13 protein-coding genes are annotated in these 16,075 nt (G+C 64.2%); 1 reads left to right on the forward strand and 12 read right to left on the reverse strand.

Features of this window, described 5'->3' with window-relative positions:
- Positions 1-133: 133 nt before the first annotated feature.
- The 3 genes from EHS19_RS00310 to dnaE form a co-directional block, all read right to left on the reverse strand.
- On the reverse strand, positions 134-544 hold the full coding sequence (locus EHS19_RS00310; protein WP_151915873.1) for a DUF4186 domain-containing protein: 411 nt from the start codon (positions 542-544) through the stop codon (positions 134-136).
- A gap of 196 nt (positions 545-740) precedes the next feature.
- Complete coding sequence (locus EHS19_RS00315) at positions 741-1,628, reverse strand: aldo/keto reductase (protein WP_151915811.1); 888 nt, start codon at positions 1,626-1,628, stop codon at positions 741-743.
- Between the two features lie 162 nt (positions 1,629-1,790).
- A complete protein-coding gene (dnaE, locus tag EHS19_RS00320) occupies positions 1,791-5,345 on the reverse strand; it encodes a DNA polymerase III subunit alpha (protein ID WP_175578210.1) in 3,555 nt (1,184 codons plus the stop codon).
- Positions 5,346-5,532: 187 nt separating this feature from the next.
- On the opposite strand from dnaE, the gene EHS19_RS00325 reads away from it, so the two are divergent.
- Positions 5,533-6,093: a hypothetical protein gene (locus EHS19_RS00325; RefSeq protein ID WP_151915813.1), complete on the forward strand. Its 561-nt coding sequence runs from the start codon at positions 5,533-5,535 to the stop codon at positions 6,091-6,093.
- On the opposite strand, the gene EHS19_RS00330 is transcribed toward EHS19_RS00325, so the two are convergent.
- From EHS19_RS00330 to EHS19_RS11205, 9 genes are all read right to left on the reverse strand, one after another.
- Positions 6,002-6,946, reverse strand: coding sequence for an RluA family pseudouridine synthase (locus tag EHS19_RS00330; RefSeq protein ID WP_151915814.1), 945 nt, complete (start codon positions 6,944-6,946; stop codon positions 6,002-6,004). The two genes, EHS19_RS00325 and EHS19_RS00330, sit on opposite strands and share 92 nt — an antisense overlap.
- Positions 6,943-7,593, reverse strand: a complete 651-nt coding sequence (locus EHS19_RS00335; RefSeq protein WP_151915815.1) for a signal peptidase II — start codon at positions 7,591-7,593, stop codon at positions 6,943-6,945. Before EHS19_RS00335 ends, EHS19_RS00330 begins: the two co-directional genes overlap by 4 nt.
- A 20-nt stretch (positions 7,594-7,613) precedes the next feature.
- On the reverse strand, positions 7,614-8,906 hold the full coding sequence (locus EHS19_RS00340; RefSeq protein ID WP_151915816.1) for a DivIVA domain-containing protein: 1,293 nt from the start codon (positions 8,904-8,906) through the stop codon (positions 7,614-7,616).
- 160 nt (positions 8,907-9,066) lie between these two features.
- Entirely contained in the window at positions 9,067-9,348 is a 282-nt protein-coding gene (locus EHS19_RS00345; protein ID WP_151915817.1) for a YggT family protein, read from the reverse strand.
- Positions 9,349-9,413: 65 nt separating this feature from the next.
- Positions 9,414-9,902: a cell division protein SepF gene (locus EHS19_RS00350; RefSeq protein WP_151915818.1), complete on the reverse strand. Its 489-nt coding sequence runs from the start codon at positions 9,900-9,902 to the stop codon at positions 9,414-9,416.
- Between the two features lie 44 nt (positions 9,903-9,946).
- The gene (gene ftsZ / locus EHS19_RS00355) at positions 9,947-11,215 is read right to left on the reverse strand and encodes a cell division protein FtsZ (RefSeq protein ID WP_151915874.1); all 1,269 of its coding nucleotides are present in this window, start codon (positions 11,213-11,215) and stop codon (positions 9,947-9,949) included.
- Positions 11,216-11,353: 138 nt separating this feature from the next.
- Positions 11,354-12,673: a tRNA dihydrouridine synthase DusB gene (gene dusB / locus EHS19_RS00360; RefSeq protein WP_241676974.1), complete on the reverse strand. Its 1,320-nt coding sequence runs from the start codon at positions 12,671-12,673 to the stop codon at positions 11,354-11,356.
- Positions 12,674-12,711: 38 nt separating this feature from the next.
- Positions 12,712-14,187 carry a glycine--tRNA ligase gene (locus tag EHS19_RS00365; protein WP_151915819.1) on the reverse strand — a complete coding sequence of 492 codons (1,476 nt, stop codon included), beginning with the start codon at positions 14,185-14,187 and terminating at the stop codon, positions 12,712-12,714.
- Between the two features lie 194 nt (positions 14,188-14,381).
- On the reverse strand, positions 14,382-16,075 hold a 1,694-nt coding region (locus tag EHS19_RS11205; protein WP_241676975.1), incomplete at its 5' end, for a discoidin domain-containing protein.

Consider the following 16,075-nt stretch of genomic DNA (forward strand, 5'->3'; position numbering starts at 1 on the left):
CACGCGATGAAAAAACAGTCATTTTTTTTCATCGCGTGGCTGCGGCAACAGCTGCGGCGACGAGACCGACTTGAGAAGACAGCCGGACACTGCAAGGCTCGATCATCAGAGAGACCATCCGCGAGACAGACCGCTAGCGCACGGGATGGTTGCGCAGATCACGCTCGATCCACGCCATGACGAGAGCGGCGAGTCGGTCGACCTCATCGTCGGTGAGTTCACGGCCCTTGGCGATCCCATGCCACTTGGCGATGCAACCGCGGCAACAGGTGGCCGTTGCATGCTGCGCAGTGAACACCGGGTGACCTTTCCACGGGGTTTGCCGACCATCATTGCGCGGCTGTGCCTCGCCGACACGCGAGCGCAGCATCTCATGGGCATGCCGGTCGATCGTCACCTTGCCCTTGGCACGCGCATAGGCCCGATCCTGCTCGCTCAACTGGAACTTCGACCGGAACGCCGAATACGACAGCCGATCCAGCGTCGCCGCGATCCAGTCAGCTCGTTCCTGCCCGCGAAACGCGGACGAATCCGTCGCCAGCATCGCCTCGCCGGATTCAGCCGGGTCAGACTTCACTGCGAACAGTCCAGCCGGACCAGTCAGTCCAGCCGAACCACACGAGCCGCTGGACCCCGCCGAACCAACCGAATCGGCTGGACCACTCACTCCGGCCGAATCAGCCAAGCCACCAAGTCGGACACAGCCGTCAGACGCTGCGCAGTCAGCCGACCCAATGGAGTCAGATGTTGCCGCGCACATGCTGGTCGGCCCACGACTGCGAATGCGTGAACGTGGCCGGATCAGCGCTCACATTGCCGTGCGGATCATGCAGTGCGTCGATCGCAGCCAGCTCCGCCTCGGTCAGATCGAAACCGGCGCTGGCAAGATTCGCCTTCATGCGCTCGACATGCTTCGACTTGGGAATAATGATGCGGCCCTCCTGCGTATGCCAGCGCAGCACGACCTGCGCCGGAGTGACGCCATGAGCCTTGGCGGCAGCGACGACAGGCTCGGAATCGATGTCCCTGCCATGACCGAGCGGACTGTACGCCTCGGCGACGATGCCATGCGCCCGGCAGAAGGCGAGATTGCCCGGCTGGCTGAACCGCGGATGCACCTCGATCTGGTTGACGGCCGGCGCCTCACCGGAGTCGTCGATCACGGCGCGCAGATGCTCGGGAAGGAAATTGCTGACGGCCGGCACGCGCACCGCACCCTCGTTGCGCAGTCTCAGCAGCGCCTGCCAGGTCTCCTTGTAGAATCCGGCGGCGGCGAACGGCCAGTGAATCAGATACATGTCGATCACATCGACCTTGAGCTTGCGACGGGACTCCTCGAAGGCGACCATGGCCGAATCGTAGCCCTGATCGCAGTTGCGCAGCTTGGTGGTGACCCACACCTTGCCGGCCATGCCGGTGGCCTTGAGCGCATCGCCCACCTGCTCCTCGTTGTAATAGGCCGCCGCGGTGTCGATATGCCGGTAGCCGATCTCCAACGCCTCCTCGACCGCACGCTGCGTGTCCTCGGGAGGAATCTGGAACGTGCCGAATCCGATCTGCGGAATGACGGAATGCGCCTTGTCATTCAACGTCAACTGCGGTGCTCGCAATGGCCGATCCTCACCCATCAGTGCCTCTTTTCTCGCATGACGAAACCGCGCGACCGAAACCGCGCGACCGAAACCGCGCGACCGGCCTATGCGGCCGACGCAGTTGCCATAGTAGTCGTATTCGATGCCGGCCGCTCGGAACGCTGCTGTGAAACCGCTCACGAAGCACGGCAGACGCCATCACGCCGCCGGCAGACAGTTCGCGCCGAACAGGATCTTGATCTCAGCGAACAACGACGTGTCGCGTTTGACGCGGAACCGGTCGCCGAACGTGAGCACCTGCGCATTGCCGGAATCGTCGAGTATGGCGAGTCTGACCTCACAGTATCCGGGATGATTGGTCAGCACCTGCGCCAGACGATGCACCGAATCGCCGCCCAACGCGGCCATCGGCAGCGTGATCGTCACCGGTCGCTCCTCGGCGGATTCCAACGCCGGCACCTGCATGTCAGTGGCTCGCAGCGACACCGTCTCATCGCGCAGCTCGACCTGACCGCGCACCTGAACGACCGTGTCGATCTTGAGCTCGGTCGCGGCCGCTTCGTACACCTTGCCGAAGAACATGCACTGGATCGAGCTTTCCATGTCCTCGATGGTGACGATGGCCCAGGGGTTGCCCTTCTTGGAGACACGGCGATCCACGCTGGTGATCAGCCCGGCGAGCGTGACCTGCTGGCCGTCAGGCATGGTCTTGGCACGGTCGATCAGGTGCGCGATCGACATCTCGCGCAATCCGGCGAGCACCGCCTGCATGCCGGAGAGCGGATGATCGGAGACGTACAGGCCAAGCATCTCGCGTTCGAAGTTGAGCTTGGTCTTCTTGTCCCACTCCTCGATGTCGGGCACGTTGACGTCGGCATCGCCCATCGTGGCCGCTCCCCCGTCGTCGGCGTCGGCGAACAGGTCGAACTGGCCCTCCGCCTGCTTGCGCTTCAATCCGACCACCGAGTCGATGGCGGCCTCGTGCACGGTGAACAGCGCGCGACGGTTCGGGTCGATGGAGTCGAACGCGCCCGCCTTGATCAGCGATTCGACGAGGCGCTTGTTGAGGGCGCTCAGCGGCACGCGGCGGATGAAGTCCATGAAGTTCACGTATTTGCCGCGTCCGCTGCCCCGCTCGGCGATGATGTCACGCACGGCGTTCTCGCCGACGTTGCGAATCGCGCCGAGGCCGAAACGCACGACGTTGCCGACCGCGGAGTATTCGTAGACGGATTCGTTGACGTCCGGCGAGAGCACCTGGATGCCCATGCGCCGCGCCTCGCCGAGGTAGAGCGCGGTCTTGTCCTTGTTGTTGGCCGCGCCCTGCAGCAGCGCCGCCATGAACTCGACCGGATAATGGGTCTTGAGATAGGCGGTCCAATACGAGATCAGCCCATAGGCGGCCGAATGCGCCTTGTTGAACGCATAGCCGGAGAACGGGACCAGAATCTCCCAGATCGCCTCGGCGGCCTCCTCCGAGTAGCCGTGCTCCTTCATGCCGGCGAAGAACGGGACCTTCTCCTTGGCCAGCACCTCGGGCTTCTTCTTGCCCATCGCGCGGCGCAGCACGTCGGCCTTGCCGAGCGAGTAGCCGGCGAGGATTCGCGCGGCCGACTGCACCTGCTCCTGATAGATGATCAGACCGTAGGTCTCGTCGAGCACCTGCTTGAGCGGCTCGTCCAGTTCGGGATGGATCGGCGTGATCTTCTGCAGACCGTTCTTGCGCTTGGCGTAGTTGGTGTGCGACTCCATCGACATCGGGCCCGGTCGGTACAGGGCGATAAGTGCGGAGATGTCGTTGAAGTTGGTGGGTTTGAGCGTGCGCAGCAGCGAACGCATGCCGTCGCCATCGAGCTGGAACACGCCGAGCGTGTCGCCGCGGGAGAGCAGATCGTATGTCGGCTTGTCGTCGAGCGGGATCTTCGTGTATTCGATCGCCTCCTTGCCGTTGTTGCGTATGTTGGTGAGCGTGTCGCGGATGATCGTGAGGTTGGACAGGCCGAGGAAGTCCATTTTGACCAAGCCGAGCGTCTCGCACGTATGGTATTCGAACGTGGTCGTGATCGTGCCGTCGGTGCGCTCCAGCAGCGGCGACGTGTCGGTGATCGGCTCGCTGCCCATGATCGTGGCGCACGCATGCACGCCGGTCTGGCGGATCAGTCCCTCGATGCCCTTCGCCTCGTCGGTGATGCGGCGAGCGTCGGGGTCGGATTCGTAGAGCTCCCGGTATTCGCGCGCCTCGGCGTAGCGCTTCGCTGTGGGATCGAAGATGTCGTGCAGGCTGATGTCCTTGCCGCCGGTCGCCGCCGGGGGCAGCGCCTTGGTGACCTTCTCGCCCATCGAGAACTCGTATCCCATGATGCGGGCGGAGTCCTTGAGCGCCTGCTTGGTCTTGATCGTGCCGTAGATCACGCACTGGGCGACCTTGTCGCGCCCATACTTCTCGCCCACATAGTCGAGCACGCGCATGCGCCCCTCAGGGTCGAAGTCCACATCGATATCCGGCAGGGAGACGCGCTCCGGGTTCAGGAACCTCTCGAAGATCAGACCGTGCTTGAGCGGGTCGAGCTCGGTGATGCCCATCGCATAGGCCACCATCGCGCCTGCGGCCGAGCCTCGGCCGGGCCCGACCATCACGCCGTGGCTCTTCGCCCAGTTGATGTAGTCGGCGACGACCAGGAAGTAGCCGCAGAACTGCATCTGGCAGATCACGCCGCACTCATAGTCGGCCTGCTTGAGCACCTCCAGCGGCGGATGCCCGTCATAGCGCTTTTCAAGCCCCTCCTCGACCTTCTTCAGGAACAGCGAGGTCTCATCCCAGCCCTCCGGACAGTCGAACTGGGGCATGAATGCGCCGTCCTCGTGGTCGTCGAACATGACATTGCAGCGCTCCGCGATGTCGATCGTATGATCGCATGCCTCGGGGTAATCCCTGAACAGCTCGCGCATCTGCTGCGCGGACTTGATGTAGTAGCCGGACCCCTCGAATTTGAACCGGTCGGGATTGTCAAGCGTGTCGCCGGAGTTGATGCACAGCATCGCATCCTGCGCGTCCTTGTCCTCCTCCAGCACGTAGTGCGAGTCGTTGGTGGCCAGCAGCGGCGCGTTGAGCCGCTTCGCGATCTCCAAAAGACCGGACGTGACCTGCGTCTCGATGGTCAGGCCGTGATCCATGAGCTCGATGTAGAAGTTGTCGCGACCGAAGATGTCCTGGAACTCGCCCGCCGCACGCAGCGCCTCATCGAACTGACCGAGCCGCAGACGGGTCTGGATGATGCCCGACGGGCAGCCGGACGACGCGATCACGCCCTTCGAGTAGGTGGAGAGCACCTCCTTGTCCATACGCGGATAGCGCATGACGCGGCCCTCAAGGTTCGCGACCGAGCTCGCCTTGATGAGGTTGACCAGTCCCTCGTCGTTCTCCGCCCACATCGTCAGATGGGTGATCAGACCGCCGCCGGAGACGTCGTCGCGACGCTGCGCCTCGGTGCCCCAGTGGACGCGGGTCTTGTCCTGACGGGCGGTCTCCGGCGTCACGTACGCCTCGATGCCGATGATCGGCTTGATGCCGGCATTGACCGCGGTGCTCCACAGCTCGTACGCACCGTGCATGTTGCCATGGTCGGTGATCGCCACGGCCGGCATGCCAAGCTCCTTGACCCGATTGACGAGATTGGGGATCTTCGAGGCGCCGTCAAGCAGCGAATAGTGCGTGTGGTTGTGCAGATGGACGAAGTTTGCCGATTCAGCCATGCGTTTCACCATACCATCCGGCGTGCCGATCACCGGATGGCGCGGCGGAGGATGGCGTGGTGGCAGGAGCTGTGCCCGCGGCGACGACAGCAGACGCGACGGCGGTGACGCGCGCATTGTGGATAACTTCGAGGTTCCGTCCACAGCCCCCGTTTCGACTTGCGCGCGACGGCGGGATCATGGATGATTGGCGCACGGCATCCGAATCGGTGCGGATCCGGACACGACAACCACCGCCACGACAACCGCCACAGACACCGCCCCGCCGGCATCGACAATCGAGAACAGCGAAATCGCAAACCACGAAATCACCGGCGACGACAGCGGTGCCATGGAAAGGAACCCAGCCATGCAAACCCAGCATCCATACGCACCCGATCCCCTCGATGCGGTCCGATGCCGCCCCGCAGACGCGGGCGGCGGCATCGGACCGCCGTCCGACCGCATGAGAACGATACGCGGCCTGCGCGCGGCGTCACGAACGCTGCTGCTGATCGCAGCCGTTCTTGCCGCGTTGGCGATCGCCGCGTTCCTGTATCTCAACAGAGGCGTCTATCATCCCGCCGACGCTCTGGTGCTGATAGGCGCATCCCTGCTGATGATCGTGATGCCCACGCTGCTGCTGATCGGCGCCAGCCTGCGCGTGGCGTGCGCCGTCATGCTCCGGCGGGCCGATCCGCATCATCGGCGTGACGGGCCCTCATCAGTTCAAGCGAATGCGCCAGATCCGCAGGATAGCTTGACTTGACCGTGGTCCACACGTGGGTGCGCGGGTGACGGAACTCCAGCTGCACTGCATGCAGCCACTGGCGTTCCAAGCCCAACTGCGCCGCCAGCACGGGATTCGCGCCGTACATCGCGTCGCCCACCAGCGGGTGGCCGATCGAGGAGAAGTGCACACGGATCTGATGCGTGCGCCCGGTCTCGAGGTTCACGCTCGCCAGCGTCGCCTCGCCGAAGCGCTCCAACACGTCCCAATGCGTGACGGCGGGCTTGCCGGACGGCGTGACGCAGAATCGGAAGTCAGCCACCTTGGCCCGTCCGATCGGCGCCTCGATGGTCGCCTTGTTCTGCGTGAGATTGCCCTGGACCAGCGCATGATACGTCTTGACGACCTCGTGCGCCGAGAACTGCCGTCGCATTTCGACGTAGGCGAGATCGGACTTGCATACCAGCATGAGACCCGAGGTGCCGACATCGAGTCTGGAGACGATGCCCTCACGCCCGGCTGCGCCATAGGAGCTGACGCGCACACCCCGGTCGCGCAGCGAGCCGAGCACCGTCGGCCCGGTCCAGCCCACACTGGCATGGGCGGCCACGCCGACCGGCTTATCAACGACCACGACGTCATCGTCCTCATAGACGACGGCCATGTCCGTGGCAATGGGCTCCGGTTCGTGCCGCTCGTCGGCGATGTCGAATTCCACGGTGTCGCCCGCAGCCAGGGCACCCGACTTGGCGATGGCACGACCTAGCACGCGAGCCTGACCGGTTTCGATCAGTTCGCTGGCCTTCGCGCGCGATATGCCCAGCATCTTGGCGACGGCGACGTCGAAGCGACGACCGACAAGCGCGTCGGGGGCGGGAACGAGACGACTCATGCGCCGGCCTCCTGCGAAACCTCCCTACGGCGCTCGTCGCCTGCGTCATGCTCGATGGCCTGCCCGGCGTCCTGCTCGACATCGGCGGACCCGCCATCGCGGTCGGAGGCACGGTCGGATGCGCGGTCGGATATACGACCGCTGTCGGATTCCGGATCGCGGTCGGAGAACGGCACGGAACACGCTATCAGCAGCACCATCGCGGCGGCAGCGAACACCAGCGCGATGTCGGCGACATTGCCCACGGACCAGCCGTAGTTGAGAAAATCCACGACCTTGCCGTTGAGGAATCCATCAGCGTAGGCGATGCGATCGATGAGATTGCCCGCGGCTCCCGCGAATGCGAGCCCCAGCGCTGCAGACCAACGCGCGGACGAGGTTCGTACGGCGCACACCAGCAGCGCGATGCACGCGGCGATCGCCAGCAGGGTGATGAGCCAAGTGCTCGATGCGCCCAGCCCAAGCGAGGCACCAGGATTATGAACAAGCGTGAACGACAGCAGCCCGGGAATCACCGGCACGGTACGCCCATCCGCCAATGCGGCCTGAGCCCATGCCTTGGTGACCTGATCGGCGATCAGCGCGACCGCCGCCACACACGCAAAGACGGTCACGCGCACGCGCGACCGTCCTTGTTGCGTACTCATGGAGCAAACCAGCCCTTCGCCTACTTGCTGGACTGCTCGGTCTGGTTGTAGTTGTTGGTGTCTGACACCTGCGAGACCAGCTGGGTGAGGAACTCGGTCAGACGAGCACGATAGGCGCTCTCGAACTGCTTGAGTCCCTGGATGTTGCCCTCGATGACCTTGGACTGCTGGGTCAGCGCCTCACGCACCTGCGCCGAGTAGGCATCGGCGCCGTTGCGGGTCTTCTGGTCGTATTCGCTGGCACGACGCTGCACTTCGGCCTCGTAGGCGTCGGCCTCGGAATGCTTGTTCTGCACGTAGGCGTCCGCCTCGGTGTGCTTGTTCTGCATGTAGGTGTCGGCATCCTGACGGGTCTTGACCGAATAGCCGTCCGCATCGGAACGCGTGCGCTCCGAGTAGGCGTCGGCATCGGTGTGGACGCGCTTGTTGTATTCGTCGGCCTCGGTGCGGGTGCGGTTCGAGTAGTCGTTCGCCTTGGTGACGGTCTCCTCGTAGCGCGCCTGGCTGGCCTCGGTGATCTCCTTGGCCTTCGCCTTGCCCTTGTCGACGTACTGGTCATGCAGCTGCATCGCCAGCGTCAGCATGGCGGTAGCGCGCTCCGGCTCGGTCGTGGCGGCAGCCGCGGCACCGGCGATCTTCTGCAGGCTTCCGGTCTCGGTGCTCGGCTCGACCTTGGCGACCTGGGCACGCAGCTGGTTCTCGCGCTGCTTGGATTCCTCCAGCTGGCGGGTCAGCTCCTTGACCTGGGCGGCGGCCTGCTGGGCGGCGGCGACCTGCTGCTGGGCCACGGCGAGCTGACGGGACAGGTTCTCGTTGTTGGCACGGAAGCCGTCGCGCTCACGCTGCACGGCGACCAGCTGCTGAGCGGCGGCACCGGCGTCGGATGCCTTGGCGGCCTGTGCGGTCAGCTGATCGATCTGCGCATTGAGCTGATCGACCTGACCCTTGAGCTGCTCGTTCTGCTGGCTGAGTGCGCGGTTGGAATCCTCCGCCTCACGCAGCTTGGCGGCAGCCACCTGAGCGGCCTGCGATTCGCCGGCGGCATTGCCGGCTGACGCCTTGAGCGCCGCGTTCTCCTGCTGGAGCTTGTTCACCTGCGCGGTCAGATCGGAGATCTTCGTGTTCAGATTCGCGACATCGGGGCTGAGCGTCTGCGTGGATGCGCCGTTGGCGACAGCCTGCTTGCCCAGCGCCTCGACCGTCTCGGTTACCTGATCGAGGAAATCGTCGACCTCGTCGACGTCATAGCCTTCCTTGAATCGGACCGTCTGGAACGTATGCTCCCTGATATCCTTCGGGGTCAACAAAGCCATAAATCTTACACCTCGCTTTGGGCACATGCCTCGCTGTGTTGGTATCAACTATCGATGCTATCACGTACCCTGCTTCAATGCGTGCAATATGGCGGTTTTCTCATGCAAATATCCGTGGCGGACGTCCGCAGCACGCCGATTTGGACGTAACGGGACCCGATCAGATCAGAATCCTGACGACGATGAGCGCGAAATACAGCACCATGAAGCTCACGTCGAAGTAGATGGGTCCCATCGGAAGCGGGCGAATATACCGCCGTAGCCATCGCAGCGGCGGCTCGGTGATCCGATAGACCACGTCGATCAGGGTGGCGACGATGCCGCGCGGATACCAGCGCGGCGCGAGCACGGACACCCAATCAAGGATCATGCGAATGATCAGCACCGTCAGATAGGCGTCGATGATCCGGTCGATCACCATTCGGATGATGAAAAGCAGCATGCTCCCAGCCTACCAACGAGTCTGGGAGCATGCTGAAAAAAAGAAGGGAAAGTCGGCCGGTTCCATCAGTCGGCGAACAGATCGTGCGCCGACGACGGGGTCGACGGCTCCTCGACCTTGATGTTCACCTGTGCGGGGCTGAGCAGAAACACGCGCGGCGTGACGCGTTCGATGGAGCCGCGCACACCGAACACCACACCGGCGGAGAAGTCCACGATGCGATACGCGACCGCCTCGGGCACGTCCGACAGATTGAGCACCACCGGCACACCGTCGCGCAGGGCGCGCCCGACCAGCTGAGCGTCATCATAGGTCTTCGGATGGATGGTGGTGATACGGCTCACCCGCCCCTGGAACGGATTCGACGCCTCTCTCGACGACGCGGACGATGCCGGCTGCGTCGTCGATGCGGGTGATGCCGATGCCATCGGCGTCACCGATCGATCGGCGTCGAATCCCTGCTCCTCGGGAGCGTCGTCCTCGTAGCGATCCTCGTCCTCGGAGACGTCGGCCATGCCCAAGTAGGACATCGCGCTTTTCATGAACCCTGCCATGACAGTTCCTTTCGATCGTTCGGCGATCAGCGTCGATCAACGTTTCAGCGCAGGAAATCCGGAATGTCCAGATCGCCGGCATCCGAGCCGGACACCACGTCATGCTCGGTGGTCTCGTCGAACGGCAACGAGGCGGCGTCGCCGCTCGCCGGAGCGAAGCTCTGCAGCGGCCTGATCGACGGCATCGCCGGACGAGCCGGCTGGGACGCCGCCTGACGGATGGGTGCCGCGGCTGCCGGCTGCTGCGGTGCGGGCACGGCGGCCGGAGCCTGCGGCGCGGGAGCCTGCACGCCGGCGTTCGGCGCGGGGACCGACGGCGCCAACGGAGCTGCGGGCTTGACGGGCGGGTTCTTCACGGCATCGAATCCTGCTGCGATGACGGTGACGCGCACCTCGTCGCCATAGGCGTCGTCGAGCGCCAGACCCCAGATGATCTGCGCCTCGGGGTGGATGGCCTTGCGAACCAGCTCGGTGGCGGCGGAAGCCTCCTGAAGACCGAGGTCGGTCGGACCGGCGATGTTGATGAGCGCGCCATGCGCGCCCTCGATGCTCTCCTCCAGCAGCGGCGAGCTGATGGCGATCTCCGCCGCCTGCGTGGCGCGATCCTCGCCGCGCGCCGAGCCGATGCCGAACAGTGCGGTGCCGGCGCCGCGCAGAATGGCGGTCACATCGGAGAAATCGACGTGGATGTACGAGTTCATCGTGATCAGATCGGTGATGCCCTGCACACCGGCGAGCAATGCCGTGTCGGCGGTCTTGAACGCATCCACGATGCCTACGGTGCGATCCGAAAGCTCCAGCAGACGATCATTGGGGATGACGATCAGCGCGTCGACCTCCTTGCGAAGGTTCTCGATGCCGAGATTCGCCGAGGCGGAGCGCTGCGGCCCCTCGAATGAGAACGGGCGAGTGACCACGGCGATGGTGAGCGCGCCCTGCTGATGCGCGGCCTTCGCCACGATCGGGCTGGCGCCGGTTCCCGTGCCGCCGCCTTCGCCGCAGGTCACGAACACCATATCGGAGCCCTTGAGCGCCTCCTCGATGTCTGACTGATGATCCTGGGCGGCCTTCGCGCCCTTCTCCGGGTCGGCTCCGGCGCCGAGCCCTCGACTGGTGTTGTCGGACAGGGAGATCTTCACATCGGCATCGGAACGCAGCAGATCCTTGGCGTCGGTATTCACGGCGACGAACTCGACGTTCTGCAGTCCCTCGGCGATCATGCGGTTGACGGCATTGCCGCCGGCACCACCGACACCGACGACCTTGATGTTGGTTCTGTCGTTGAACTGCTCACTCTGGGCGATTTCGCTCACCATTGTCTCCTGTCACTCACGGTTAGAATCAACTTTAGCGCAGAACCCATGAAATTCACCCCGAATGCTTCGGCGTGTACGATACTTTTCCAAGAATTTCGCCCACGGGGTATCGCGCATGCCATCGCGCGCGGATGGTCAGTACGACGCGTCCATCGGATCATCGCCGAACAGGGTCTGCCGCTGCTCGTGCGTGGTGACCCGCGAGTCCAGCCATCCATACGGCAGATGCACCTTCTTGGCGAACCGCACACGGCCGCGCGGCTTGTCGCGCACCCGCTCGCTCATGCGCATGCTCGGATCGAGCAGGCCGATCTCGCGACGCACGTCATCGAGACTCTCGCATTCCATGAACGCGCGACGAGTCGAACCGCCGACCGGGTATCCCTTGAGATACCAGGCGACGTGCTTGCGCAGATCATGCACGGCCATGCGTTCGTCGCCGTCATAGAATTCGACGAGCAGCTCCGCGTGCCGTTCTATCACACGCCCCACTTCGCCAAGCGTGGGATCGACACGCGCCGGATTGCCGGCGAATGCGTTCCGGATGTCGGCGAACAGCCACGGACGTCCCTGGCATCCACGACCGATGGCGACGCCGGCGCAACCGGTCTGCCGCACCATCTCGACCGCATCGTCGGCACCCCAGATGTCGCCGTTGCCGAACACCGGAATGTCCAGCGCCGCGGTCAGCTCGCCGATGCGGCTCCAGTCGGAGTGGCCGCCGTAGTACTCGGCAGTGGTCCTCGCATGAAGCGTGACGGCCGCGCACCCCTCCTCCTGGGCGATGTGCCCCGCCTCAAGGAACGTCTCATGCTCATGGTCGATGCCGACGCGAATCTTCGCGGTGACGGGGATGTTCGCCGCGCCGCACACGCGCACCACGCGCTCGATGAGCTCGCGGAACAGGTCCGTCTTCCACGGCAGCGCCGAACCGCCGCCCCGACGCGTCACCTTGGGCACCGGGCAGCCGAAGTTGAGATCGACATGATCGGCCATGCCGCCGTCCACCACGATATGCGCGGCCTGTTCGACGATCGACGGGTCCACGCCGTACAGCTGCAACGAGCGGATCTTCTCACTCGGTGCGAACCGACACAGGCGAAACGCCTTGGGATTGCGCGCCACCAGCGCCCGCGCGGTGATCATCTCGGCGACGTAGAGCCCGTCCGGACCGTACTCCTCGCACAGTACGCGGAACGGCCAGTTGGTCACCCCCGCCATCGGCGAAAGCACCACCGGCGTCGGCACGGTGATCGGACCAATCTGCACGGGTCTGATGGCCGGAACGGAGGAACCGGCCGCATATGCCGCATATGCCGCATCGGTCGACGTATGCGACGCGTCCGTTCGCGGGTCGAGGACATCCGTCTCATGCGGTGCCGTGATGATGGTCTCGCTGGTGTTGCTCACTGTGGTCTTCTGCTCGCTGGTCACTGGGAAAAACGTTCGGAACACATAGGCCCCCTCATCGGAGGGGGCCTATGTCTTGCGGATCAGTACAGTCCGCCGGCCTCGTTGATGTGCACCGAATCCGGCCACGCCTCGCCGCCCATCGACACGGGCTTGGAGGGCACGCGCACGCGCTTCTCGCCGATGCGCGAATCGACGTATTCGGCCACCTTGTCAAGCGAGACACGCTCCTGGTTCATCGTGTCGCGATCGCGGATGGTGACGGCCTGGTCGTCAAGCGTGTCGAAATCGACGGTGATGCACAGCGGGGTGCCGATCTCGTCCTCGCGACGGTAGCGGCGGCCGATCGCGCCGGCCTCGTCGTAGTCGATCATCCATTCATGCTGGCGCAGATCGGAGGCGAGATTCTGCGCGACGGTCTGCAGCTCGGGCTTCTTGCTCAGCGGCAGCACGGCAGCCTTGATCGGGGCCAGACGCGGGTCGAGACGCAGCACGGTGCGCTTGTCGACGCCGCCCTTGGTGTTCGGCGCCTCGTCCACGTCGTACGCATCCACGAGGAAGCACATGAGCGAACGGGTCAGGCCCGCGGCCGGCTCGATGACGTACGGCACGTACTTTTCGCCGGTGGCCTGGTTGAAGTAGCTCAGGTCCTCACCGGAGTGCTTCATGTGCGCGCTCAGATCGTAGTCGGTACGGTTGGCGATGCCTTCGAGCTCGCCCCAGTCGGAGCCCTGGAAGCCGAACTTGTATTCGATGTCAACGGTGCGCTTCGAGTAGTGGGCGAGCTTTTCCTTGGGATGCTCGTAGTGGCGCAGGTTCTCGGGCTTGACGCCGAGGTCGAGATACCACTGGGTGCGCGCGTCGATCCAGTACTGATGCCAATCCTCATCGGTGCCGGGTTCGACGAAGAACTCCATCTCCATCTGCTCGAACTCGCGGGTGCGGAAGATGAAGTTGCCCGGCGTGATCTCGTTGCGGAACGACTTGCCCATGTTGGCGATGCCGAACGGCGGCTTGGAGCGCGACGAGGTCATCACGTTCTTGAAGTCGACGAAGATGCCCTGCGCGGTCTCCGGACGCAGGTAGTGCAGGCTGTTCTCGTCCTCGACCGGGCCGAGATGCGTGCGCAGCATCATGTTGAAGTCGCGAGGTTCGGTCCACTTGCCGCGCGTGCCGCAGTCGGGGCACACGATGTCGGCCATGCCGTTGGCTGGCAGCTGGTCGCCGTGCTTCTCGGCGTAGGACTCCTGCAGCTTGTCGGCGCGGTTGCGCTTGTGGCAGTTGAGGCATTCGACCAGCGGGTCGTTGAACACGGCGACGTGGCCGGAGGCGACCCATACCGGGGTCGGCAGGATGATGGAGGTGTCCACACCCACGACATCGCCGCGCGTGACGACCATCGAGCGCCACCATTCGCGCTTGATGTTGTCCTTGAGCGCCACGCCGAGCGGACCGTAGTCCCATGCGGAACGGGTGCCGCCGTAGATCTCTCCGGCGGGGAACACGAAGCCGCGGCGCTTCGCGAGGGACACTACTTCATCGAGTTTGGATACAGCCACAATGCACCTTCTGGTTTGAACGGTTTGGGGACTTGATTGCGCCAATGAGTCTATCGGCACAGCGTGACACCGGCGGGCGGTGCCATGGCGATGCCATGCACGCGGAAGGCCGCGGCGCTCGTGCGCATCGAATCCCGATGCGTGCAAGCGGCCGCGGCCTTCCGGTGTTCAGTTGTTATCCGATGATCGCGACGTTACGCGCGGCGACGGCGAACCACCGTCAGCGCGATGCCGGCTGCCAGCGCGATCGCGGCGATGGCGGCGACCGCAGCGACGGTCGCACCGGTGTCGGACAGTCCGGGCTTCTTGTCGACGGTGCCGTCGCCCTTGCCGCCCTGACCGTTCGTGTTGGTACCCTGATCGCCCTTGCGCACAAGCTTGCCGTAGGCGGCGTTGAGCTCGTTGAGCGCCTTGGTCAGGTCCGCGTCGGACGTACCGGTCTGGCTGAGCTTGAGCTGCGCGTTCTTCAGCGCGGCGACGTAGGCGGCCCAGGAATCCTGCGTGTAGTTGGACGCGTTGAGATTCTTGTTGAGGTAGGTCGCCACGGTCTGCTGGAGATCGTTGCGGGCATCGGTCGGCTTGTCCGGATCCGGGGTGGGGGTGGGGTTGGGATCGGGATCCGGGTTGTCCGGATCGACGGTCGGCGTCTTCTTCGACACGGTGATGTCATACGTGGTCGTCTTGCCCTGATAGGTGACGGTCACGGACTTGTCGCCCGTGGCAAGCTTGTCGCCAAGCGCCGGCTTGAAAGTGAAGTCCTTGGCGTTCTCGTCGCCGTAGGCCACGGTCTTCTCGCTCTTGTCGCTGTAGGAGAGCGTCAGCACCAGGCCCTTGACGTCGAGCGTGTCGTCTTCGGTGTACTCCTGCTTGGGCGCGGTCTTGACGTAGATCGCCTCCAGCGTCGGCTTCTCCGGCTCCGGCTTGGTCTCGTTGACCTTGATCGTGAAGGTCTTCTCGATCGAACCGGTGTACTTGTCGATGCCCTTGATCGTCACCTTGGCGGTGCCGGCCGCGGTGTTGTCCGCGTATTCGAGCACGTAGTCGATGCCGTTGCGCAGAGTCGTCTCGCCGAGCTTGACGACGATCTGATCCTCGGCGAACTCGGCCGGATGGTCGGCATCCACCTTGTCCACGGTCAGTTCGGCGGGAACGGTGACCTCGGCCTTGGCGATGTCGGCGGTCTCCTTGGCCGTGCGCAGGCGGATCTCGGCGGCGGACATGAACTTGTCCATGCCGGAGTCGGCGTAAGTATGAACGGCCTGAAGGCGCACGTGCTTGGTGGTCACCGGCTGGGTGAACTGGGCGATCTTCCAGCCATAGTCGGTTTCCCAGGTGCCGGAGCCGGCATCGGTCCAATCGGTGCCGTTGTCGGAGATCTGGAGCTTGTACTCGGTCACGCTGCCGTTCTTGCTGCCGGACGGACGCGGCAGATAGCGCAGTGCGTCGAGCTTGGTCGGCTCCTTGAGCTCGAAGGCGATCCACAGGTCATTGATCGTGGTGGCCGTCCAGTTGGAGTGCCAGTACGTGTTGACGTTGCCGTCCTTGACGAACTCCTTCGGACCCTCGTTCGAGGTGCCGGGCTTCTGCTCGCTGCCTACGGTGATGGTCATGTCATCGGCCGGATAGTCGCGCGCGTCGGAGTCCGGGGTGTCCGGCTGCTCCTTGCCGAGGTTGATCACGAAGATCTCGCGCGTGGCGTGGTCCTCGGATTCGGTGATCACGTGGACCTTGCCGTTGTAGGCGGGCACCACGGTGACGGACGCGTTGTCCTTGCCGGTCGCCTCGACCTCGGCCTTGAGGGCCGGGGTGTTGTACGAGCCGGAGGCGAGCGCCGACTCGGAGACGGCGGTGCCGTTGACCTTGAGCGAGGCGAGGCCCGCGGCCGTGT

Source organism: Bifidobacterium jacchi (assembly GCF_009078285.1).
Lineage (GTDB): Bacteria > Actinomycetota > Actinomycetes > Actinomycetales > Bifidobacteriaceae > Bifidobacterium > Bifidobacterium jacchi.

Bases quoted from the DNA above. Each gene is read 5' to 3' on its own strand.
- EHS19_RS00340 (WP_151915816.1), bottom strand. From the start codon at position 8,906: ATGGCTTTGTTGACCCCGAAGGATATCAGGGAGCATACGTTCCAGACG.
- dnaE (WP_175578210.1), bottom strand. From the start codon at position 5,345: ATGGCTGAATCGGCAAACTTCGTCCATCTGCACAACCACACGCACTAT.
- EHS19_RS00315 (WP_151915811.1), bottom strand. From the start codon at position 1,628: ATGGGTGAGGATCGGCCATTGCGAGCACCGCAGTTGACGTTGAATGAC.
- EHS19_RS00330 (WP_151915814.1), bottom strand. From the start codon at position 6,946: ATGAGTCGTCTCGTTCCCGCCCCCGACGCGCTTGTCGGTCGTCGCTTC.
- EHS19_RS00335 (WP_151915815.1), bottom strand. From the start codon at position 7,593: ATGAGTACGCAACAAGGACGGTCGCGCGTGCGCGTGACCGTCTTTGCG.
- EHS19_RS00310 (WP_151915873.1), bottom strand. From the start codon at position 544: ATGCTGGCGACGGATTCGTCCGCGTTTCGCGGGCAGGAACGAGCTGAC.
- EHS19_RS00350 (WP_151915818.1), bottom strand. From the start codon at position 9,902: ATGGCAGGGTTCATGAAAAGCGCGATGTCCTACTTGGGCATGGCCGAC.
- EHS19_RS00345 (WP_151915817.1), bottom strand. From the start codon at position 9,348: ATGCTGCTTTTCATCATCCGAATGGTGATCGACCGGATCATCGACGCC.